20 protein-coding genes are annotated in these 18,846 nt (G+C 57.1%); 9 read left to right on the top strand and 11 right to left on the bottom strand.

The features are described 5' to 3' along the window. Window positions 1–42: 42 nt before the first annotated feature. The 6 genes from pyrC to AACV31_RS22725 all read left to right on the top strand — a co-directional run bounded on the left by pyrC (window position 43) and on the right by AACV31_RS22725 (window position 4,711). The gene (gene pyrC / locus AACV31_RS22750) at window positions 43–1,089 is read left to right on the top strand and encodes a dihydroorotase (protein WP_165156172.1); all 1,047 of its coding nucleotides are present in this window, start codon (window positions 43–45) and stop codon (window positions 1,087–1,089) included. Window positions 1,090–1,174: 85 nt separating this feature from the next. Next, window positions 1,175–1,420: a DNA damage-inducible protein I gene (dinI, locus tag AACV31_RS22745; RefSeq protein WP_007769370.1), complete on the top strand. Its 246-nt coding sequence runs from the start codon at window positions 1,175–1,177 to the stop codon at window positions 1,418–1,420. A 325-nt stretch (window positions 1,421–1,745) separates the two neighbouring features. Further along, window positions 1,746–2,000 carry a biofilm formation regulator BssS gene (gene bssS / locus AACV31_RS22740; RefSeq protein ID WP_007707814.1) on the top strand — a complete coding sequence of 85 codons (255 nt, stop codon included), beginning with the start codon at window positions 1,746–1,748 and terminating at the stop codon, window positions 1,998–2,000. A gap of 117 nt (window positions 2,001–2,117) precedes the next feature. After that, window positions 2,118–3,242 carry an N-methyl-L-tryptophan oxidase gene (gene solA, locus AACV31_RS22735; RefSeq protein ID WP_165156174.1) on the top strand — a complete coding sequence of 375 codons (1,125 nt, stop codon included), beginning with the start codon at window positions 2,118–2,120 and terminating at the stop codon, window positions 3,240–3,242. A gap of 324 nt (window positions 3,243–3,566) precedes the next feature. Beyond that, window positions 3,567–4,121 (top strand): cytochrome b, encoded by a 555-nt coding sequence (locus AACV31_RS22730; protein ID WP_007769367.1) that lies wholly within the window; start codon window positions 3,567–3,569, stop codon window positions 4,119–4,121. 14 nt (window positions 4,122–4,135) lie between these two features. Further along, the gene (locus AACV31_RS22725) at window positions 4,136–4,711 is read left to right on the top strand and encodes a YceI family protein (protein ID WP_007866757.1); all 576 of its coding nucleotides are present in this window, start codon (window positions 4,136–4,138) and stop codon (window positions 4,709–4,711) included. Window positions 4,712–4,768: 57 nt separating this feature from the next. Here the strand turns inward: AACV31_RS22725 and trhO are convergent, their stop codons facing one another. Next, entirely contained in the window at window positions 4,769–5,818 is a 1,050-nt protein-coding gene (trhO, locus tag AACV31_RS22720) for an oxygen-dependent tRNA uridine(34) hydroxylase TrhO (RefSeq protein WP_165156176.1), read from the bottom strand. A 225-nt stretch (window positions 5,819–6,043) separates the two neighbouring features. Between trhO and AACV31_RS22715 the strand changes: the two genes are divergently transcribed. Continuing rightward, a complete protein-coding gene (locus tag AACV31_RS22715) occupies window positions 6,044–6,964 on the top strand; it encodes a Kdo(2)-lipid IV(A) acyltransferase (RefSeq protein WP_105537347.1) in 921 nt (306 codons plus the stop codon). Window positions 6,965–7,090: 126 nt separating this feature from the next. Beyond that, complete coding sequence (locus tag AACV31_RS22710; RefSeq protein WP_015740818.1) at window positions 7,091–7,468, top strand: MysB family protein; 378 nt, start codon at window positions 7,091–7,093, stop codon at window positions 7,466–7,468. Between the two features lie 3 nt (window positions 7,469–7,471). Here AACV31_RS22710 and AACV31_RS22705 read toward each other — a convergent pair whose 3' ends face one another. The 3 genes from AACV31_RS22705 to mdoG all read right to left on the bottom strand — a co-directional run bounded on the left by AACV31_RS22705 (window position 7,472) and on the right by mdoG (window position 11,855). Further along, entirely contained in the window at window positions 7,472–7,720 is a 249-nt protein-coding gene (locus AACV31_RS22705; RefSeq protein ID WP_370458113.1) for a YceK/YidQ family lipoprotein, read from the bottom strand. Between the two features lie 78 nt (window positions 7,721–7,798). Beyond that, the gene (gene mdoH, locus AACV31_RS22700; RefSeq protein ID WP_165156178.1) at window positions 7,799–10,327 is read right to left on the bottom strand and encodes a glucans biosynthesis glucosyltransferase MdoH; all 2,529 of its coding nucleotides are present in this window, start codon (window positions 10,325–10,327) and stop codon (window positions 7,799–7,801) included. Next, window positions 10,320–11,855, bottom strand: a complete 1,536-nt coding sequence (gene mdoG, locus AACV31_RS22695) for a glucans biosynthesis protein MdoG (RefSeq protein ID WP_085958890.1) — start codon at window positions 11,853–11,855, stop codon at window positions 10,320–10,322. The genes mdoH and mdoG overlap by 8 nt, the downstream gene beginning before the upstream one ends. Before the next feature lie 273 nt (window positions 11,856–12,128). Here mdoG and mdoC point away from each other — a divergent pair, with 273 nt between their 5' ends. After that, window positions 12,129–13,286: a glucans biosynthesis protein MdoC gene (mdoC, locus tag AACV31_RS22690; protein WP_165156180.1), complete on the top strand. Its 1,158-nt coding sequence runs from the start codon at window positions 12,129–12,131 to the stop codon at window positions 13,284–13,286. A gap of 29 nt (window positions 13,287–13,315) precedes the next feature. Here the strand turns inward: mdoC and AACV31_RS22685 are convergent, their stop codons facing one another. The 7 genes from AACV31_RS22685 to ghrA form a co-directional block, all read right to left on the bottom strand. Continuing rightward, window positions 13,316–14,803, bottom strand: a complete 1,488-nt coding sequence (locus AACV31_RS22685) for a phospholipase D family protein (RefSeq protein ID WP_255491313.1) — start codon at window positions 14,801–14,803, stop codon at window positions 13,316–13,318. Beyond that, window positions 14,736–15,278 (bottom strand): O-acetyl-ADP-ribose deacetylase, encoded by a 543-nt coding sequence (ymdB, locus tag AACV31_RS22680; protein ID WP_165156182.1) that lies wholly within the window; start codon window positions 15,276–15,278, stop codon window positions 14,736–14,738. Before ymdB ends, AACV31_RS22685 begins: the two co-directional genes overlap by 68 nt. Window positions 15,279–15,350: 72 nt before the next feature. Then, entirely contained in the window at window positions 15,351–15,656 is a 306-nt protein-coding gene (locus AACV31_RS22675) for a type 1 fimbrial protein (protein ID WP_165156184.1), read from the bottom strand. Window positions 15,657–15,862: 206 nt separating this feature from the next. Continuing rightward, window positions 15,863–16,339, bottom strand: a complete 477-nt coding sequence (locus AACV31_RS22670) for a DUF1097 domain-containing protein (RefSeq protein ID WP_105537342.1) — start codon at window positions 16,337–16,339, stop codon at window positions 15,863–15,865. Between the two features lie 108 nt (window positions 16,340–16,447). Continuing rightward, complete coding sequence (locus AACV31_RS22665) at window positions 16,448–17,014, bottom strand: TorD/DmsD family molecular chaperone (RefSeq protein ID WP_165156186.1); 567 nt, start codon at window positions 17,012–17,014, stop codon at window positions 16,448–16,450. 24 nt (window positions 17,015–17,038) lie between these two features. After that, window positions 17,039–17,776 (bottom strand): phosphatase, encoded by a 738-nt coding sequence (locus AACV31_RS22660; RefSeq protein WP_165156188.1) that lies wholly within the window; start codon window positions 17,774–17,776, stop codon window positions 17,039–17,041. A 75-nt stretch (window positions 17,777–17,851) separates the two neighbouring features. Beyond that, window positions 17,852–18,793, bottom strand: a complete 942-nt coding sequence (ghrA, locus tag AACV31_RS22655) for a glyoxylate/hydroxypyruvate reductase GhrA (protein ID WP_165156190.1) — start codon at window positions 18,791–18,793, stop codon at window positions 17,852–17,854. Between the last annotated feature and the right edge of the window lie 53 nt (window positions 18,794–18,846).

Raw genomic sequence — 18,846 nt, 5'->3', positions numbered from 1 at the left:
AAACCAGCCATTACTGACTGTTTCCCCAAGCCGGAGCCTTCCATGACTGCACAACCCCAGGTTTTAACTATCCGCCGCCCTGACGACTGGCATGTTCATCTGCGTGATGGCGACATGCTGAAAACCGTCGTGCCTTACACCAGCGAAACTTACGGGCGCGCTATCGTCATGCCAAACCTGGCGCCGCCGGTCACGACCGTGGAAGCCGCTATCGCCTACCGCCAGCGTATTCTCGACGCCGTGCCGGAACACCACACGTTTGAACCTCTGATGACTTGCTATCTGACCGACACGCTGGATGCGGACGAGCTGGAGCGCGGTTTTCAGCAAGGCGTTTTTACCGCCGCCAAGCTTTACCCGGCTAACGCCACGACCAACTCCAGCCACGGCGTGACCAGCGTTGATAACATCATGACGGTGCTGGAACGTATGGAGAAACTCGGCATGCCGCTGCTGGTGCATGGCGAAGTGACCCACAGCGATGTCGATATTTTCGATCGCGAAGCGCGGTTTATCGAGACGGTGATGGAGCCGCTCAGACAGCGTCTGCCGGGGCTGAAAGTGGTCTTTGAGCACATCACCACCAAGGACGCGGCCGACTACGTACGCGAGGGCAACACGCTGCTCGGCGCCACCATTACGCCGCAGCACCTGATGTTTAACCGCAACCACATGCTCGCAGGCGGCATTCGTCCACATCTCTACTGCCTGCCTATCCTCAAGCGTAACGTACACCAGCAGGCGCTGCGCGAACTGGTCGCGAGCGGCTGCGATCGCGTGTTTCTCGGCACCGACTCCGCCCCCCACACGCGCCATCGGAAAGAGGCCAGCTGCGGCTGCGCGGGCTGCTTCAACGCGCCTTCGGCGCTGGGTGCGTACGCCACCGTGTTTGAAGAGATGAACGCGCTGGCGCACTTTGAAGCGTTTACCTCGCTTAACGGCCCGCGTTTTTACGGCCTGCCGGTGAATGAAGACACCGTGACGCTGGTGCGTGAAGAAGGCGTGATGCCGGAAACGATAACTGTCGCCGACGATACGCTGGTGCCGTTCCTCGCCGGTGAAGCGGTGCGCTGGACGGTAAAACGCTAAGCGCACGTTAAAAAAACCACGCCCCCTGTTGCATGTCGCCCGGCAAGCCTGTATATATATACAGTATGATTAACAGGGGGTTGTTATGCGTATTGAAGTGACTATCGCCAAAACCACGCCGCTGCCGCCGGGCGCTATCGACGCGCTGGCCTGCGAGCTATCCCGCCGTATTGAAAGCCATTATCCGGAAATGCCGAATCATGTCAGCGTGCGCTATGCCGCCGCTAATCAACTGTCGGTGCTGGGTGGCGCGAAAGAAGATAAAGATCGCATCAGCGAAATTCTCCAGGAAACCTGGGAGAGCGCTGACGACTGGTTTACCACTGATTAACCCTCATAACTGTCTTCTCTATGGTGTCAGTTTTTCCGGGCTTCGCCGCCCGGTTTTTTTTATATTTGTCCTGCCTTTTTCTGTGATAGCGCGTTTTTTCCCTTTTAAGCATTTATCTCATTGATCGACTCCCTTAACAAAAATTTGCGAATAATTTGCCGTTTTATTGTTCAGTTAATTCAAAATCTCGAAAAAAATGTGTGTCAGGGTATTTATTTCTGCCCCATTTTCCTTTATTGGTTGATATACTTTATTTGCTTCAGAGATAAGAAAAGCCGCATTGAACCTCATGAGTCGTTGTCTATAAACACGTATAAAGGGGGTTATGATGGAAAAAAATGAAGTAATACAGACGCATCCCCTTGTTGGATGGGACATCAGCACCGTCGATAGCTATGACGCACTGATGCTGCGGTTGCACTATCAATCCTCTCCGCAAGTGGATCGCGAAGCGACCGAAGTCGGCCAGACATTATGGCTAACGACCGATGTAGCAAGACAATTTATTTCTATCTTAGAAGCCGGCATTGCAAAAATTGAATCCGGTGAGTACCAGGAAAGCGATTATCGCAAGCACTGATAGCGTGCTTTTCTTAAAACTCAAAGGCATCCTCCGGGGTGCCTTTATTTTTTCCTGCTTGAGAATTGTCCTGCTCTTAATTACTCTGCTAACCAATGGTTTTCACGGAGTAATTTCATGGAATACGATCTGATTATCATCGGTAGCGGATCAACAGGCGCAGCGGCCGGTTATTACGCGACTCGCGCCGGGCTTAACGTATTAATGATAGACAGCGCCCATCCGCCCCATCAGGAAGGCAGCCACCACGGCGACACACGTCTTATCCGTCACGCTTATGGCGAAGGCGAGCGTTATGTGCCGCTGGTCCTGCGCGCGCAGGCGCTGTGGGATGAGCTGACAGAGCTCGGCGGCGAGCGTATTTTCGAGCGTACCGGCGTAATTAATGTCGGCCCCGCGGATTCCGAATTTCTGGCGAATGTCGCTGACAGCGCCGCGCGCTGGCAACTGCCGCTGGAAAAACTGACCGGTGACGAGGTCATGGCGCGCTGGCCGGAAATCCGACTGCCGGAAAACTACCTCGGCCTCTTTGAGCCGAATTCCGGCGTACTGCGCAGCGAAAAGGCGATCGCCACCTATATCCGTCTTGCCGAAGAAGCGGGCTGCGCACAACTCTTCAACTGCCCGGTCAGCGCTTTTGACGCTACCGCAGATGGCGTCAGCGTGACGACCGCCGATGGCGTCTATCGCGCCCGCAAGGCGCTTATCAGCGCCGGTACGTGGGTCTCGCGGCTGGTGCCGGGCCTGCCGGTGACGCCGGTGCGTAAAATCTTTGCCTGGTATCAGGCCGACGGGCGCTACAGTGCCAATAACCGTTTCCCGGCCTTTACCGGCGAAATGCCGAACGGCGACCAGTTTTATGGTTTCCCGGCGGAAAATAACGAGCTGAAAATCGGCAAACACAACGGCGGACAGCTCATTTCGAGCCCGGAAGAGCGCGTGCCGTTTGGCGCGGTGGCGAGCGACGGTTCGGAAGCATTCCCGTTCCTGCGCCATTTCCTGCCGGGCATCGGCGGCTGTCTGTATGGCGCGTCATGTACCTATGACAACACGCCGGATGAAGATTTTATTATCGATACTCTGCCGGATGCGCCAAACGTGTTGCTGGTCACGGGGCTGAGCGGCCACGGCTTTAAGTTCGCCTCCGTACTGGGGGAAATCGCCACGCAGTTCGCCGCCGACAAGCCGTATGCGTTCGATCTGACGCCGTTCTCGCTCTCGCGCTTTGCCGCTTCTGCATGATATTGCAGCGGGCCGGGTTATCTTACCGGCCCGATTTTCTGGCATCTTACTGTCAAAATTATTGATTACCCGCTGACAAAACCTGATAAACCGCTAAACTATTTTGCCGCTAAACCATTGCCGCTTTTGGTATTGCTTGCTTTATAACCAACACGCAAGTCGATATTCGCCAGTGCTATAGCGGCATCAGCAATCAATTAACGTTTTTTATACAAGATTTTCTCGCATTCAAAATATTTGAATGATTTGTTTTGTTTTTTTGGTTTGCTTTTCGTTCCTCTACACGCCACTGTTTGAGTCATTCTTATTGACGGATGCATAACCATGCAGTGGCGTAACTCACCAACTCGATATGGACATTTCTCGGTACTGCTTCACTGGCTGATGGCGCTGACGGTTTATGGCATGTTTGCGCTCGGGCTGTGGATGGTATCGCTCGGGTATTACGATGTCTGGTATCACCAGGCGCCGGAAATTCACAAAAGTATTGGCATTATTCTGTTTGTCTTCCTGCTGGTGCGCGTGGTCTGGCGTTTTATCTCGCCGCCGCCTCCGCCGCTGGCCAGCTATTCCCGACTGACGCATTACAGCGCCGTCGCGGTGCATGTCATGCTGTATCTGATCCTGTTTACCATTCTTATCAGCGGCTATCTGATCTCAACCGCCGAAGGCAAACCGATTTCCGTCTTCGGGCTGTTTGAGGTGCCGGCTCTCGTCAGCGGCGCAGGCGAGCAGGCGGATCTCGCGGGCGATATTCACCTGTGGCTCGCCTGGAGCGTTGTGCTGCTCTCGGTCGCGCACGCCGCCGCCGCGCTGAAACACCATTTTGTCGATAAAGACGTCACCCTGAAGCGGATGCTCGGGAAAGCGTCACACTAACCATGGAGCGAAATATGAAGAAAAGCCTGCTGGGGGTCACTCTGGGTGCCCTGCTGTTCACTACCGGCTCAGCCGTTGCCGCCGATTACAAAATCGATAAAGAAGGCCAGCACGCCTTTGTTAACTTCCGTATCCAGCACCTGGGTTACAGCTGGTTGTACGGTACGTTCCGCGATTTCGACGGCTCGTTCACGTTTGATGAGAAAAATCCGGCGGCGGACAAAGTCAGCGTCACCATTAACACCAACAGCGTCGACACCAACCACGCCGAGCGCGACAAACATCTGCGCAGCGCGGAATTCCTGAACGTGGCGAAATTCCCGAAAGCCACCTTCACCTCCACCAGCGTGAAGAAAGACGGCGATGAGCTGGACATTACCGGCGACCTGACCCTCAACGGGGTCACCAAACCGGTGACGCTGGAGGCCAAACTGTTGGGCCAGGGTAAAGATCCGTGGGGCGGCGAGCGCGCGGGCTTTGAAGCGGAAGGTAAAATCAAGCTGAAAGACTTTAACATCACGACCGATCTCGGCCCGGCGTCTCAGGACGTGGATCTGATTATCTCGGTTGAAGGCGTGAAGCAGAAGTAATCGCGCTTCGGCACGAAAAAAAACCGGTCAGTTGACCGGTTTTTTTATACCTGCGGGTTATTCCGGGTCCGGAATGCCAAGCGTGGTGTTAAGACGTCCGCGGGATTTATTAAAGATTTTATTGCCGTTCTCACGCCCCGCGCGGCGGCGACGCTGCTCCTCTTCCGGCAGCGACATCTCTTCCTTGCAGACCTCGCTGCAACAACCGGAAAACTTATCCGCACAGGCCGGGCACTGAATAAACAGCAGGTGGCAACCGTCATTTTTACAGTTGGTGTGGCTGTCGCACGGCACGCCGCACTGGTGACAGTGCGCGATCACGTCATCAGAGATACGCTCGCCCATACGCTCGTCGAACACGAAGTTTTTACCGACGAAGCGCACCGGCAGCCCCTGTTCGCGCGCTTTACGCGCATACTCAATGATGCCGCCCTCGATATGCCAGACCTTCTGGAAACCGTTATGACGCATGAACGCGCTCGCTTTTTCACAGCGGATGCCGCCGGTGCAGTACATGACGATTTTCTTGTCTCTGTACTCTTCCATCATCTCGACGGCTTTCGGCAGCTGTTCGCGAAACGTATCCGCCGGGATCTCCAGCGCGTTCTCGAAATGGCCCACTTCATATTCATAGTGGTTACGCATATCGATAAATACCGCGTCGGGATCGTCAAGCATGGCGTTGACTTCCGCCGCCTTGAGATAGTCGCCTACGTCGCTGGCGTCAAAGGTCGGATCGTCAATGCCGTCCGCCACGATGCGGTCACGCACTTTCATGCGCAGCACCCAGAAAGATTTCCCGTCGTCATCCAGCGCAATGTTCAGACGCACGCCATCGAGCGCCGGATGGAAGGCGTACAGCGCGGCGCGAAACGCCTCGACATGACTTTCCGGCACGCTGATTTGCGCGTTGATGCCTTCATGAGCAAGATAAATACGGCCAAAGACATTCAGCGCAGTGAGTGTCTGCCAGAGCGCGTCGCGCGTGGCTTTCGGATCGTCGATGGTGAAATATTTATAGAATGAGATGGTGGTGCGCGGCTCGGTTTCGGCCAGCATGCGCGCCCTCAGTTCCTCATTCGATATGCGGTTGTGTAACACTGGCATGGTGTACGTTCCTGCTATCGGTGGGGGAATAAATGACGGCCGGCATGATATAGCAATTACCGTTAATTTACATCCTTACATTTTGCGCTACATTTTCCACTCCTTATCGATGATTTATCTTCAGACAGGCGGCGCGGCGCGAAAGGCACAGAATTTTGGTCGTTCGCAAAAAAATGTCACAATACGGGCCGTGAAAGGGCTTCGCCTGCAATTAATGGAATTTTCATGACGCATTTACCGCAATTTTCTCGCGCACTGCTGCACCCCCGCTACTGGCTGACCTGGCTTGGCATCGGTCTGCTGTATCTCGTTGTGCTGCTGCCCTACCCGGTTATCTGGCGGCTTGGCCGCGGGATGGGCCGCCTCGCGCTGCGGCTGATGAGACGCCGCGCGCGCATCGCGCATCGCAATCTTGAGCTTTGCTTTCCACAGATGAGCGAAGCCGAGCGAGAGGTGCTGGTGGTAAAGAACTTTGAATCAGTCGGCATGGGGCTGATGGAAACCGGCATGGCCTGGTTCTGGCCTGACTGGCGCATCGCGCGCTGGACGGAAGTATCCGGTCTTGAACCGGTCAAAGCGTTGCTGGCGCAAAAGAAAGGCATTTTGCTGATCGGCGTGCATTTTCTGACGCTGGAGCTGGGCGCGCGCATGTTCGGGATGCATACGCCGGGCATCGGGGTTTATCGCCCGAACGATAATCCACTGCTCGACTGGCTGCAAACCTGGGGGCGCCTGCGCTCCAATAAAACCATGCTCGACCGTAAGGATCTTAAAGGCATGATCAAGGCGCTGAAAGGCGGCGAGATCATCTGGTATGCGCCGGATCATGACTACGGCCCGCGCAACAGCGTGTTTGTGCCGTTATTCGCCGTCGATAAGGCCGCCACGACCTCCGGCACCTGGATGCTTGAGAAGATGTCTAAAGCGAGTATCGTGCCGTTCGTACCGCGCCGCAAAGCGGATGGCAGCGGTTACGAGCTGATTGTGCTTGAGCCGGAATGCTCGCCGCCCATCGACAGCGCCGAAGAGACCGCCGCCTGGATGAATAAAATCATTGAGAAGTGCATCCTGATGGCGCCGGATCAGTATATGTGGCTGCACCGCCGCTTTAAAACGCGCCCCGAAGGCGTGCCGTCACGTTATTAATCCTGACTGCCCGCCGCGCGCCGCGTGCGGGCACCGCCTCTGGCGAATTTTTTCCATTCATTCTTGCAAATCGCAATCTTCGACTATTCTTTCCTGAAACAACCATGTCCGTTCAGGGAGTAAGCTATGACTATGTACGCCACGCTTGAAGAAGCCATTGACGCAGCACGCGAAGAGTTCCTCGCCGCAAATCCGGGGATTGAGGAAGAGGACGCGGTTGTCGGGCTGTTCAATATGCAAAAGTATGTGCTGCAGGATGGGGAAATCATGTGGCAGGTGGAGTTCTTCGCTGATGAAACCGACGAAGGCGACTGCCTGACCGTGTTGACCGGCGACGCCGCGCAGAGCGTGTTTGACGGCGATTTCGATGAAATTGAACTGCGCCAGGAGTGGCAGGAAGAAAATACCCTGCATGAGTGGGATGAGGGCGAGTTTCAGCTGGAGCCGCCGCTGGATACCGAAGAAGGACGCACCGCGGCGGATGAGTGGGATACCACCCGCTAAGCGTTACTCATACGGGCCGTGTTGCATATCGACCGGCAGAAGCAAGGTATCGAAGATAAGCGAAAACGGCAGGTCGAGCATCAGGATGAAACGCCACGGCCTGTCCCGCACGTCCCACTGCACGCCGGGGTAGTACTGGTTGCCATGCCCCTGCCCCGGCACGGCGCGACTGATGATGCTGCCACATCCGCAGAGCATCCAGACGGCAAGCAGAACGGCGATAATTCTCAAGTGCGACCTCGCGTTTAACATAATACATTCAGTATAACAGCCCGTCAGACGGGTAAAAAAATGCCGGCCTTCGTGGCCGGCATTTTCATTTCATCACGCTTAGCGCGTGCTTAACGCCTGTGGGTTAAGCTTCAGCGTCTCGTAGTGACTTACCCAGGAGGAGTATCTCTGCGGGTTCGCCCAGACGCGATAATGCATACGCGCCATCGTGACCGGGTCGCTGAGCAGCACCAGACGGCGGTCGCGGTTGAGTTTCTCCGGCGTATCGTTCAGCGCCTGCTCGACGTGACGATCGCGGGCTATCTCCAGCACATGGCTTGCGCGGTGACGCGCGGTCGCCATGGCGGTCGCCAGCGCGTTAAACGACGGATGGAACACCGCGTGCATAAAGCCATCTTCCAGCGAACGGCTGCGGTTGAGCACCAGATAACGGTCGGTATCCACCAGCACCTGCGGCGGCGAATACTCTTCCGGGATCAGGAACAGCTTCCAGCGTTTAGTGCGCAGGCCCACGGTCGCACGGCTCGAAATCACCGATACGAACGGCGACAGGATCAGCGAGAACACGATAGGCGCCAGCCAGAACAGGAAGCGCAGATCGAGCCACGCCATGCCGACCGCCCACACCAGACCCAGCAGCAGCTGAGAGCCGTGACGCAGGAACGCTTCGCTCCACGTAGTAGAGTCGTCGTCGCGCTGCGGCGAGTTCCAGACCACTTCCCAGCCGAGGAACGCGCTCACCACAAACACCGTGTGGAAGAGCATACGCACCGGCGCCAGCAGTACCGAGAACAGCACTTCCAGCAGCAGAGAGAGCGTGACGCGGAAAAAGCCGCCGTACTCTTTCGGGCCTTTACACCAGATAAGAATGACGCTCAGCAGCTTCGGCAGGAACAGCAGCACCATGGTGGAGGCGAACAGCGCTATCGCAAGCTCAGGACGCCACTGCGGCCACACCGGGAACAGCTGGCGCGGTTGCAGGAAGTATTGCGGCTCGGTGAGCGCGTGTACCACCTGCAAGGCCGTCGACAGCGCCAGGAACAGGAACCAGAGCGGCGCTGACAGGTAAGACATGACGCCTGTCAGGAACACTGCGCGGTGAACCGGGTGCATCCCTTTCACCAGGAACAGACGGAAGTTCATCAGGTTGCCGTGACACCAGCGGCGGTCGCGCTTGAGCTCATCCAGCAGGTTCGGCGGCAGCTCTTCATACGAGCCTGGCAGATCGTAGGCAATCCACACGCCCCAGCCCGCACGACGCATCAGCGCCGCTTCCACGAAGTCGTGGGAGAGGATAGAGCCTGCGAAAGAGCCTTCACCCGGCAGCGGCGCCAGCGCACAATGCTCGATAAACGGCTTCACACGGATAATCGCGTTGTGGCCCCAGTAGTGCGACTCGCCCAGCTGCCAGAAGTGCAGGCCTGCGGTAAACAGCGGCCCATAAACGCGTGTCGCGAATTGCTGGCAGCGCGCATAGAGCGTGTCCATGCCGGAGGCTTTCGGCGACGACTGGATGATCCCGGCGTTCGGGTTCGCTTCCATCAGACGCACCAGACCGGTCAGACAGTCGCCCGTCATCACGGAGTCGGCGTCCAGCACCACCATGTAGCTGTACTGGTTGCCCCAGCGGCGGCAGAAATCATCGATGTTGCCGCTTTTACGCTTCACGCGGCGGCGACGGCGGCGATAGAAAATCTGCCCCTCGCCCTGCACTTCGGCAATCAGCTCCATCCAGGCTTTCTGCTCAGCGACGCAGATATCCGGATTGTAGCTGTCGCTCAGGATATAGACGTCGAAGTGCGCCTGCTGGCCGGTGGCTTTCACCGACTCCCAGGTCGCGCGCAGGCCCGCGAAGACGCGATCCACGTCTTCGTTACAGATAGGCATGATAAGCGCGGTGCGATGCTCAGGGTTTATCGGCTCATCCCCCACCGTCGAGGCGGAGATGCTGTACTTATCTTTACCGATAAGCAGTTGCAAGAAGCCCATCAGCGCCGTCCAGAAACCGGCGCTCACCCAGCAGAACAGGATGGCAAACAGGATAAGGATGCCGCTTTGCAGCACATACGGCAGCAGCTGCATCAGCGACACCAGCCAGTCCTGGCCCATCATATCCGCCGGGTTGATCAGCGCCCAACCCTGATACGGCAGAATGGTCTTCATATACCAGGTGGCGACGACGGTCTGAGACAGCGTCAGCAACAGCAGGATGTAACGGCGGATGGTGCCGACCGTACGCCATTTCTGCTCCGCGGCGCGCTCTTCTTTTGTCAGCCCCGCCATGTAGCGCGGCAGCACTTCGCGACCGCGCAGACGGTCCCAGAAGCGCCCAATCGGGTTGGTGCGCCACGGGTCCGGGAACATGGAGGAACGCGTTGCCTTTGGCATTGCCTGGATCTGGGTGCGACCTTCATCGTCTTTGATCAGCTGATCGCCCTTGAGCGAGTCTGACCAGCGCTGTTCCAGACGCGTTTTTACCGAGCCCAGCGGGGAGTCATCCTCGCGAGCCCAGACGCGTCCTTCAGCGTCCAGCGCCTGATGAAGGGCCTGCATGTCCGATGTCGGCAGCGCCGCTTTCTCAGCATCGGAAAGCGGCAGCAGGTCGATATACTCAGTAGACTTATTCATTGGCAGGTAGCTGATAGCTCCAGGTTTCACTCAGCGGCTGATCGCCATTCATCAGGGCAGCGCGCATTTCAGTGGTTTTCTTGGCGTCTTTGATTTTCACGCGCAGCGTCATACGCCAGCCTTTAGTCACCGGGTTGTAGCGCACGCTGTTTTCCACGATCTCGCCGTTATCGCCAATGCTCGCCTGCGCGGTCACCGGCGTGTTATCCGGCAGCTTTTGCATCTCGGCGCCGGTGTAATCCACCACAAACGCGATGGTGCCGTCCGGCTGACGGATGAGGTTGGACTGTTTCACGTCGCCGGTAGAGCGGCGCGTCTGCAGTACCCATGCGTTTTCCGGGGCGTGCAGTTTGTCTTCGTCGCGGCTAAAGGTGATGGTGTATTTGAAATTCATCTCCTTGCCAGGCTCCGGCAGTTGATCCGGCGTCCAGTAAGCCACGATGTTATCGTTGGTTTCGTCGTTGGTCGGAATTTCCACCAGCTCGATTTTACCTTTGCCCCACTGCCCTTGCGGGGTGACCCACGCGCTCGGACGCAGATCGTAGCGGTCGTCGATATCTTCAAAGCGGGAGAACTGGCGGCCGCGCTGCAGCAGACCAAAGCCCTGCGGGTTTTCGGTGGTGAACGCGCTGACGGCGAGGTGTTTCGGGTTATTCAGCGGACGCCAGATCCACTCGCCATTACCGGCGTGCAGGGAGAGCCCGTTGGAGTCATGCAGTTCCGGACGGTAGTTGGTGGCCGGCGACGGCTGGTTCGGCCCGAACAGGAACATACTGGTCAGCGGCGCGACGCCCAGTTTGCCCACTTTATCGCGCAGGTAAACTTTCGACTGCACATCCACAACCGTATCGCGACCGGGGGTGATGATGAAGCGATAGGCGCCGGTTGCGCGTGGAGAATCCAGCAGCGCGTAAATCGTCAGGCGTTTGTCGGTCGGTTTCGGACGCTCAATCCAGAACTCGCGAAAGCGCGGGAACTCTTCGCCGGACGGCAGCGCGGTGTCGATAGCCAGACCGCGCGCGGAAAGCCCATAAACCTGGCCCTGGCCGATCACGCGGAAGTAGCTCGCGCCGAGCATGCTGACGATTTCGTCGTTTTTATCTTTATTGTTGATCGGATAGAGCACTTTGAAACCGGCGAAGCCCAGGTCTTTGACGGTGTCTTTGTCGTGCTGCACATTGCCGAAATTAAAATAATCCGGGTTGTACTTAATTTTGCGAACGGTATTGGCCGTCACCTCGTTAAGGGCAACCGGCGTGTCGAAGTACATACCCTGATGGTAGAATTCAAGCTTGAACGGGGTTTTGATTTTGCTCCAGTAGGCTTTGTCGTGATTGAACTGGATCTGTTGGTAGTCCGCGTATTTCATGTCGCGGAAAACGGAGGGCAGGTTGCTTTTCGGCGCTTCATAGCTCTTGCCCGCTAAGGATTTCGCCTGTTTTGCGACGTCGTCGATAGTGAAGGCCCAACCCGAAGTGGTATAAAGTGACAACATTACTGCTGCACCCAGCCAACCCATTTTCATCATCTGTGTTTTATGTTTCATATAACTAAGCACTTCCCCCTTTGTGTGCTTAAATCAATCCGATCCATTTTAATGGAAACTTGCGGTTTCCGACAACACAATCCCCGCTTTGTTCAGCACGTCGGCTCAGTGATTAAACAAATGAATGCGCGCCATTTTCGCTTTGCGAATTTGTCCTGGAGACTGCGTGTCGGCCTTCCTGTAGGGTGGGGGCCGAATCTAAAACAGAATCAGCCTGAGGGATAAGGCGAATAGTCCGAGATTTTATGGAGTGATATGACGACATCGACACAGAGAGAATTTTTTCTCGATTCCATACGCGCATGGTTGATGCTCCTTGGCATCCCGTTTCATATTTCGCTGATTTATTCCACGCACCAGTGGCATGTCAACAGCCTGACCCCATCAGTGGGCCTGACGCTGTTCAACGATTTCATCCACGCCTTCCGCATGCAGGTTTTTTTTGTTATTTCAGGGTATTTCTCCTACATGCTGTTCCTGCGCTACCCGCGCAAACGCTGGTGGAAGGTGCGCGTGGAGCGCGTCGGCATTCCGATGCTGACCGCCATTCCGCTGCTGACGCTGCCGCAATTTTTGATGCTGCAATATGTTAAAGGCCGCACGGAAACGTGGCAGACGCTTTCCGGCTATGAAAAATTCAACACGCTGGTATGGGAACTCACCTCGCATTTATGGTTTTTATTAGTGCTGGTGGTTTTCACGACGCTCGGCTTGCTGATATTTCAATGGGTAAAAAACGCCCCGGAAGAAAAAAGCGCGGCGCTGGCGGAGCGCCTGACATTAGGAAAACTCTCAGCGCTGTTTCTACTTTTCGGGGTCGCGTTCGCCGCACTCCGCCGTCTTATTTTTATCGTTTACGCGCCGATATTAAGCGACGGCCTGTTTAATTTTGTGGTGATGCAAACCCTCTTTTATTCACCGTTCTTTATTCTCGGCGCGCTGGCGTTTAAACACGCCTCGCTGAAAAACCGCTTTACCACCTTCTCGCCAGGCTGCGCGCTGGGCGCGGCGGCGGCCTTTGTCGCCTATCTGCTGAACCAGCGTTATGGCAGCGGCGACGCCTGGATGTATGAAACCGACAACGTCATCAGCATGCTGATGGGGCTGTGGATGGTGAATGTGGTATTCTCGCTGGGCCATCGTCTGCTGAATTTTAAATCGGCGCGCGTCACCTATTTCGTTAACGCCTCGCTGTTTATCTATCTGGTGCACCACCCGCTGACGCTGTTCTTCGGCGCGTATATCACGCCGCATATTCACTCAAACGCGCTGGGCTTTATCGCCGGACTGGTGTTTGTGATTGGGATTGCGGTGGTGTTGTATGAAGCGCATCTGCGCATTCCGCTGCTGCGGTTTCTCTTCTCAGGCAAACCGCAAAATAAAACCCCGTCGCCGGGAACCGCGACGGGGTGATCCTGACACGCGCCGCAAGGCGCGTGGCTTCAGAGCATCCACTCAACCGGCAGACGGTACACCAGGCGCACCAGCAGGCGCTGCCAGAACCGCGTCTTCGGCTCCTTTTTCCAGATAATCTCCTCGCCATCTTTCTCTTCAATCCAGTTGATGCGCCCCCAGCGGTCGAGCCGTAGCGCCCAGGCCGCCTCGCGCCGCGTGCGCGTAAAACGTTTATGAATCGCGCCCGCCAGCGTTTCGCTTTCAATGACAAAACCCATTTCGGTATTGAGCATCGCCGAGCGCGGATCGAAATTAAACGAGCCGATAAACACCTGATTGTTATCCACGCTGAACGTTTTGGCATGCAGGCTGGAGCCCGAGTTCCCGGTCAGGCCGCGGTCGTGCGGCACGCGCCCGGCGTCACGCGTCGGTTTCAGCTCGTAAAGCTCCACGCCGTGACGCAGCAATTTTTTACGCCAGCGCGCGTAACCGGCATGCACAACCGCGACATCATTCGCCGCCAGCGAATTGGTCAGGATAGCGATTTTCACGCCTTTACGGCGCAGCGCCAGCAGCATCGCCACGCCGCCGCGGGTCGGGACAAAATAAGAGGAGATAATGTCGAACTGCGTTTTCGGCTCGCCGATGTGCGTCATCATGCGCTGCGGCAGGAGCGTATGTTTGCGCGCTCTCCCCTGCCCTTTGCGCGGATCGTCGCTTAACAGGCGCGTTTTGGCCCACACCAGCGGCAATGTGCGGGTTTCGATATAGCTCGCAAATGGCGTGCTCTCCAGGCGCTCAAGGTAACGCTGCGCCACCGGATCGTCCTTCCAGTGCGGCGGCAACTGGACGCGGGCGTCGATTTCTTCCGCCTCAACATCCAGCACATTATCCAGCGTCGAGACCGACCGGCTGCGCCAGTAGCGCTCGAAATCCTGCGTGACATCCGCCACCACCGGGCCAACCGCCAGCACGTCGAGATCGGAGAACAGCGGCTGTTCGCCCGCGCCGAAATAGGCATCGCCGACGTTACGCCCGCCGATAATCGTCACTTCGCCATCCACCGTGAAACTTTTGTTATGCATCCGGCGGTTGAGCCTGGCGAAATCGGTGAGATAGCCCAGCGCGCGCAGGGTGCGGAAAGAGAAAGGATTAAAGAGGCGAATTTCGATATTCGGGTGGGCGTTTAGCAGGCGCAGCGTGCTGTCCATGCCCACCGTATTGTTATCATCCAGCAGAATACGCACCCGCACGCCGCGTCGCGCCGCCGCCAGCAGCGCGCCGAACAGCAGCCGCCCGGACATATCGTCTTCCCAGATATAGTACTGGACGTCGATAGTCTGCTCCGCCATCTCCGCCAGCAGATAGCGGGCGGCGAAGGCGTCGAGACTGTCATCGAGCGGATGTAAACCGCTGTGGTGAGGATGCTGGGCCGTGGTCGGCGCGATAGCGCGTCCGAGCCGGGTGTTATGCGCCCGGCTGTTCGTCGTATTGTCCCAGTAACCGCTGGTAAAGCAGGAAGTTTTCTTCGTCATAGCAGACAAAGTATACCTGCTTCGGTTGCGGGCGCCTGGTGAGATAGTCTGAAACGGTCTCGAAGGCGATTTGCGCCGCTGCCGCTTTGGGATAACCGTAGATGCCGGTACTGATGGCCGGGAACGCCACGCTGTTATACCCATTAGCCGTCACCAGCTCCAGGCTGTTGCGATACGCATCCGCCAGCAGTTGCGGTTCATTATCGTGCCCGCCGCGCCAGATGGGCCCCACGGTATGGATGACGGCTTTCGCCGCCAGATCGCCTGCTTCGGTGATCACCGCATGGCCTGGCTGACATTCGCCCTGCTGCTGGCGCACTACTTTACACGCGGCCAGCAATGCAGGGCCAGCGGCACGATGGATAGCGCCATCGACCCCGCCGCCGCCCATCAGCGAAGGGTTGGCGGCGTTGACGATGACGTCGGTGCCGATGCGGGTGATGTCACCCTGCACCACATTAATACGTCCGGACATACCTCTCTCCTGACAATTTTCTGTTCTCTAAAGTGTAGAACAGCACACCGGGAGATTACTGCCAAAACCGGCTTAGCGGTAGGTTAATGTCAGAATACCGAGCGTATGGGCGGGGTTAAGGTAATCGAGGCGGCTGTGCACCCATTCGGAATGGATTTCACGCACGCCTGACGCGCGCAGCGAAAGTGTCTGACGATGCATCTGATTGCCGCGCGCGCAGGACACCTCTATGCGCGCCGTCTGGTGTGTGACCGCGCAGCCCTCTTCGACAATCGCACCATGAAACGTAATCGTTCCGCCCGCCTGCGCCAGGGCTGAACCCGAAAAACCTACAAGTGCTGCGCTAATAACGGCAATACGTAATGACGTAAAGATCATAATAGTTCCCCTGAGGTATTGTTATTTTAACTTACTATTAACATATAAATTACAATTACAGATCAGGGAAGAGGCTACTGCAAAAAAAAGTGAAGGATGGAGAATGGGTAACGCGCTTAATCAGGATTCACAGCGCTGAAGGGAAAACGGAGCGCGGCAGCGTGACGGCGAGCTACAACAAAAAACCCGCCGAAGCGGGTTTTGGTTTACTCAGCGACCGTCGTGTTTTTCGGCTCCGTGCGTGCGGCAAGCCACTGCCCGCTGCACTTCATCGCCACACCAAACAATAGGCCCAGCATCAGCGCAGGCAACACGCTCTTCCAGTCGCCCTGCCCGGCGAACGTCGCGCAGGCGCCGATAAATGTTCCCGGCACGAATCCAAGCAGCGTCTGGCGCGCCTGGATGCACATCAGAAACGCCACCACGCCGGTCATGGCGTAGCTTAGCCAGGCGAGTTCCGGCGCTACGGCGCTTCCGGCGATGATGACCTGCGCCCACAGCACGCCGCTGCACAACGTAAACAGGATGGTAAGAAAACCGGTGACGCCGCCTTTTGGGCTGGCAAACCAGGCGGTACAGCCGAGAAAGCCCGCCCAGGAAGGCAGGCCCAGCGACACGGCGGCCCACGCCCAGAGGGCGGAGAGCAGGCCGGTCGTTAATGCAAGAGAAATGTGTCTGTTCATGGCGGCGTATCTTAGCAAAACGCCGCACAGGAAATGCGATCTGTCGCACGTCACATGAAATAACGTACAGTGAGTTACATTTTAAATGTGAGAAACATCACATTTAATTTACTCTACGTCGCCCTCTTCTTCCTCTTCCTGCAGCTCTTCCCACATCGCCTGAATGGCTTCGCGGGTGATCTGCGCCAGTGCGCGCCAGAACGGCGTGGCGGCATGCGCTTCCACTTTGCCGAGGAATGTTTCATACCAGGGGATCAGGTACTCGCCGAATAAAATCTCCTGCGCTTGCGCCTCATCTTCCGCAGACTGATCTTCAAGCCACGAGGCCGCCAGCAACAGCAGGCCGAAATGATCCGCTGGCGCCTCGCCGAGCGGCATGCCGCGCGTGGTTAAAAAGGCGCGCACCTCCTGTTCGCTCCCTCCCTCTACCCACGCAGAGCGCAGGGGCGTCACGCGGGCGTCGTCCTGACCAAACAGCGCCTGGTAATCTGCCTGAACCTCATCCGGCTGCGCGCTTTTTTGCAGCCGCGCCAGCAGTTCATCCTGCTCAAGCGGCCAATTTTGCGCGAGCTTACCCTCACGGATAAGGCTGTAGATCGGCGCCACCACCGGGTCCTGCGGCGCGCGGTACCAGAGAGAGCCCAGCAGGCGACAAATTATTGAAAACTCATTCATTAACAGATTCCATTTCAGGCAAAATTAAAGGGCGGCGAATTCAGCAATCGGCGTCATGCCGCGGGTTTCAAGGAAATCAAGCAGGCGACGCGGCGTCACGTTCAGGATGCGATCTTCCGGGAAATCAACGTCATCCAGCACCTTGCGGCACTCATGGAAATCGCCGAGCGTAAAGGCGGTGTGAGAATCAGACCCCAGCGCCACCCAGCCGCCTGCATCGCGTACGGCCGCGGCAATCGCTTTGCAGTTCGGTCCGCTGCCCTTGCGGGAGTGGGTAAACGATGAGTTGTTAATTTCAAGCGCAACCTGATATTTCGCGGCGGCGGCGGCAATAGCCGGAATGTCGACGGGATATTTCGGGTTGCCAGGGTGGCTGATGATATGCACCGTGCCGCTCGCCATCGCCGCGATCATCGCTTGCGTGTTGGCGTCTTTATCCTGCGGCGCGAATACCGGCTCGTGGAAACCCGCGACGATAAGATCGAGTGAATCGAGCATTGGGCCGGTGCAGTCGATTTCACCCTCGCGGTTTTTAATATTCGCTTCAATGCCTCGCAGAATGCCGACGCCATCCACCATACGCGGCCAGATGCGCATATTAATAAAATGCCAGTGATGCGGCGCATCCGCCATGTCCGGGCCGTGATCGGTGATAGCCAGAAGGCGGACGCCTTTTTGTTTCGCCGCGGCGATGTAATCATGCAGGTTGCTGTAGGCATGGGTGCTGGCGACAGTGTGCATATGCAGGTCAACGGGATACATGGCGCTCTCCTCTGTGATTTTGTGCAAGGATAACAGGTATCCCCGGCGATTTTTAGCCGAATCGCCGGGGCGCGCTTAGTAGCCGCGCGCCACGTCCACCTGATTCGGCGGCATGTCGCCGCGCTCGATGCGCGTAATGCTCTGTGCGATAAACGCGGCCGCCTCTTCCGGGCGGGTAACGGCCGCCACGTGCGGCGTAATGCGCACACCCGGATGCCGCCATAGCGGACTCTCTTGCGGCAGCGGCTCCTGATGAAAAACATCCAGCATCGCGCCCTTCACTTTTCCGCGCTCCAGCGCGGCCAGTAGATCCTCTTCAACCAGATGAACGCCGCGCGCCAGATTCAGGACATAGGCGTTATCCGCAAGCGCTGCGAGCAACCGGGCGTTCATGATGCCCACCGTTTCTGGCGTGTTGGGAAGAAGGTTTATCAGCACCCGCGTACCGTGCAGAAACGCAGGTAATTCATCCGGGCCGGCGAAGCTTTCAATGCCTGCCAGCGTTTTGCGGCTGCGGCTCCAGCAGCGCACCGGAAAGCCCAGACGACTCAGGCTCTGCGCCACCTGGCCGCCGAGCACGCCCGCCCCCAGCACGCCGACAGTGAAATCCGCATGACGATACTCTTCCAGCGGCTCCCAGCGCGCTTCACGCTGTAGCGCGGCGTAATCATCGAAACGACGAAACCAGTGCAATACCTGGCTTATGGCGTACTCCTGCATCTGCGCGGCCATGCCGGTATCCTCCATGCGATATAGCGGCACGCCGGGCGGCAGCAGATCCGGATGCTCTTTCAGGCGGCTTAAGAGCGAATCCACACCCGCGCCGAGCGCGAAAATCGCTTTCAGGCTCACGCGCCCGCGCAGCATTTCATACGGCGGATGCCAGACCAGCGCGTAATCCGCGGCGGCGTTATCGCCAGGCTGCCAGGCGCGAAGACGCGCGTGCGGCAGATGACGTTGCAGTAAAGGGGCCCACCCGGCGATATCAAAAGAGGGATGGTAAAAGAGGATTTCCACGGCGCTTCTCCTGACAGGTTAATGGTAGTAACCATAACAAAATCAGCCGCCTT

Source organism: Cronobacter sp. EKM101R (genome assembly GCF_963888145.1).
GTDB classification, from domain to species: domain Bacteria; phylum Pseudomonadota; class Gammaproteobacteria; order Enterobacterales; family Enterobacteriaceae; genus Cronobacter; species Cronobacter turicensis.
This window is presented reverse-complemented; position numbering and strand designations above follow the sequence as displayed.

Coding starts and splice junctions, on each gene's coding strand:
- AACV31_RS22660 (WP_165156188.1), bottom strand. CDS start 17,776: ATGTATCCCGTTGACCTGCATATGCACACTGTCGCCAGCACCCATGCC.
- ymdB (WP_165156182.1), bottom strand. CDS start 15,278: ATGTCCGGACGTATTAATGTGGTGCAGGGTGACATCACCCGCATCGGC.
- AACV31_RS22705 (WP_370458113.1), bottom strand. CDS start 7,720: ATGTTAAACGCGAGGTCGCACTTGAGAATTATCGCCGTTCTGCTTGCC.
- AACV31_RS22675 (WP_165156184.1), bottom strand. CDS start 15,656: ATGATCTTTACGTCATTACGTATTGCCGTTATTAGCGCAGCACTTGTA.
- AACV31_RS22730 (WP_007769367.1), top strand. CDS start 3,567: ATGCAGTGGCGTAACTCACCAACTCGATATGGACATTTCTCGGTACTG.
- AACV31_RS22665 (WP_165156186.1), bottom strand. CDS start 17,014: ATGAATGAGTTTTCAATAATTTGTCGCCTGCTGGGCTCTCTCTGGTAC.
- mdoG (WP_085958890.1), bottom strand. CDS start 11,855: ATGATGAAAATGGGTTGGCTGGGTGCAGCAGTAATGTTGTCACTTTAT.
- pyrC (WP_165156172.1), top strand. CDS start 43: ATGACTGCACAACCCCAGGTTTTAACTATCCGCCGCCCTGACGACTGG.
- trhO (WP_165156176.1), bottom strand. CDS start 5,818: ATGCCAGTGTTACACAACCGCATATCGAATGAGGAACTGAGGGCGCGC.
- AACV31_RS22725 (WP_007866757.1), top strand. CDS start 4,136: ATGAAGAAAAGCCTGCTGGGGGTCACTCTGGGTGCCCTGCTGTTCACT.
- AACV31_RS22685 (WP_255491313.1), bottom strand. CDS start 14,803: ATGACGAAGAAAACTTCCTGCTTTACCAGCGGTTACTGGGACAATACG.
- solA (WP_165156174.1), top strand. CDS start 2,118: ATGGAATACGATCTGATTATCATCGGTAGCGGATCAACAGGCGCAGCG.
- AACV31_RS22710 (WP_015740818.1), top strand. CDS start 7,091: ATGACTATGTACGCCACGCTTGAAGAAGCCATTGACGCAGCACGCGAA.
- dinI (WP_007769370.1), top strand. CDS start 1,175: ATGCGTATTGAAGTGACTATCGCCAAAACCACGCCGCTGCCGCCGGGC.
- bssS (WP_007707814.1), top strand. CDS start 1,746: ATGATGGAAAAAAATGAAGTAATACAGACGCATCCCCTTGTTGGATGG.
- AACV31_RS22670 (WP_105537342.1), bottom strand. CDS start 16,339: ATGAACAGACACATTTCTCTTGCATTAACGACCGGCCTGCTCTCCGCC.
- AACV31_RS22715 (WP_105537347.1), top strand. CDS start 6,044: ATGACGCATTTACCGCAATTTTCTCGCGCACTGCTGCACCCCCGCTAC.
- mdoC (WP_165156180.1), top strand. CDS start 12,129: ATGACGACATCGACACAGAGAGAATTTTTTCTCGATTCCATACGCGCA.
- mdoH (WP_165156178.1), bottom strand. CDS start 10,327: ATGAATAAGTCTACTGAGTATATCGACCTGCTGCCGCTTTCCGATGCT.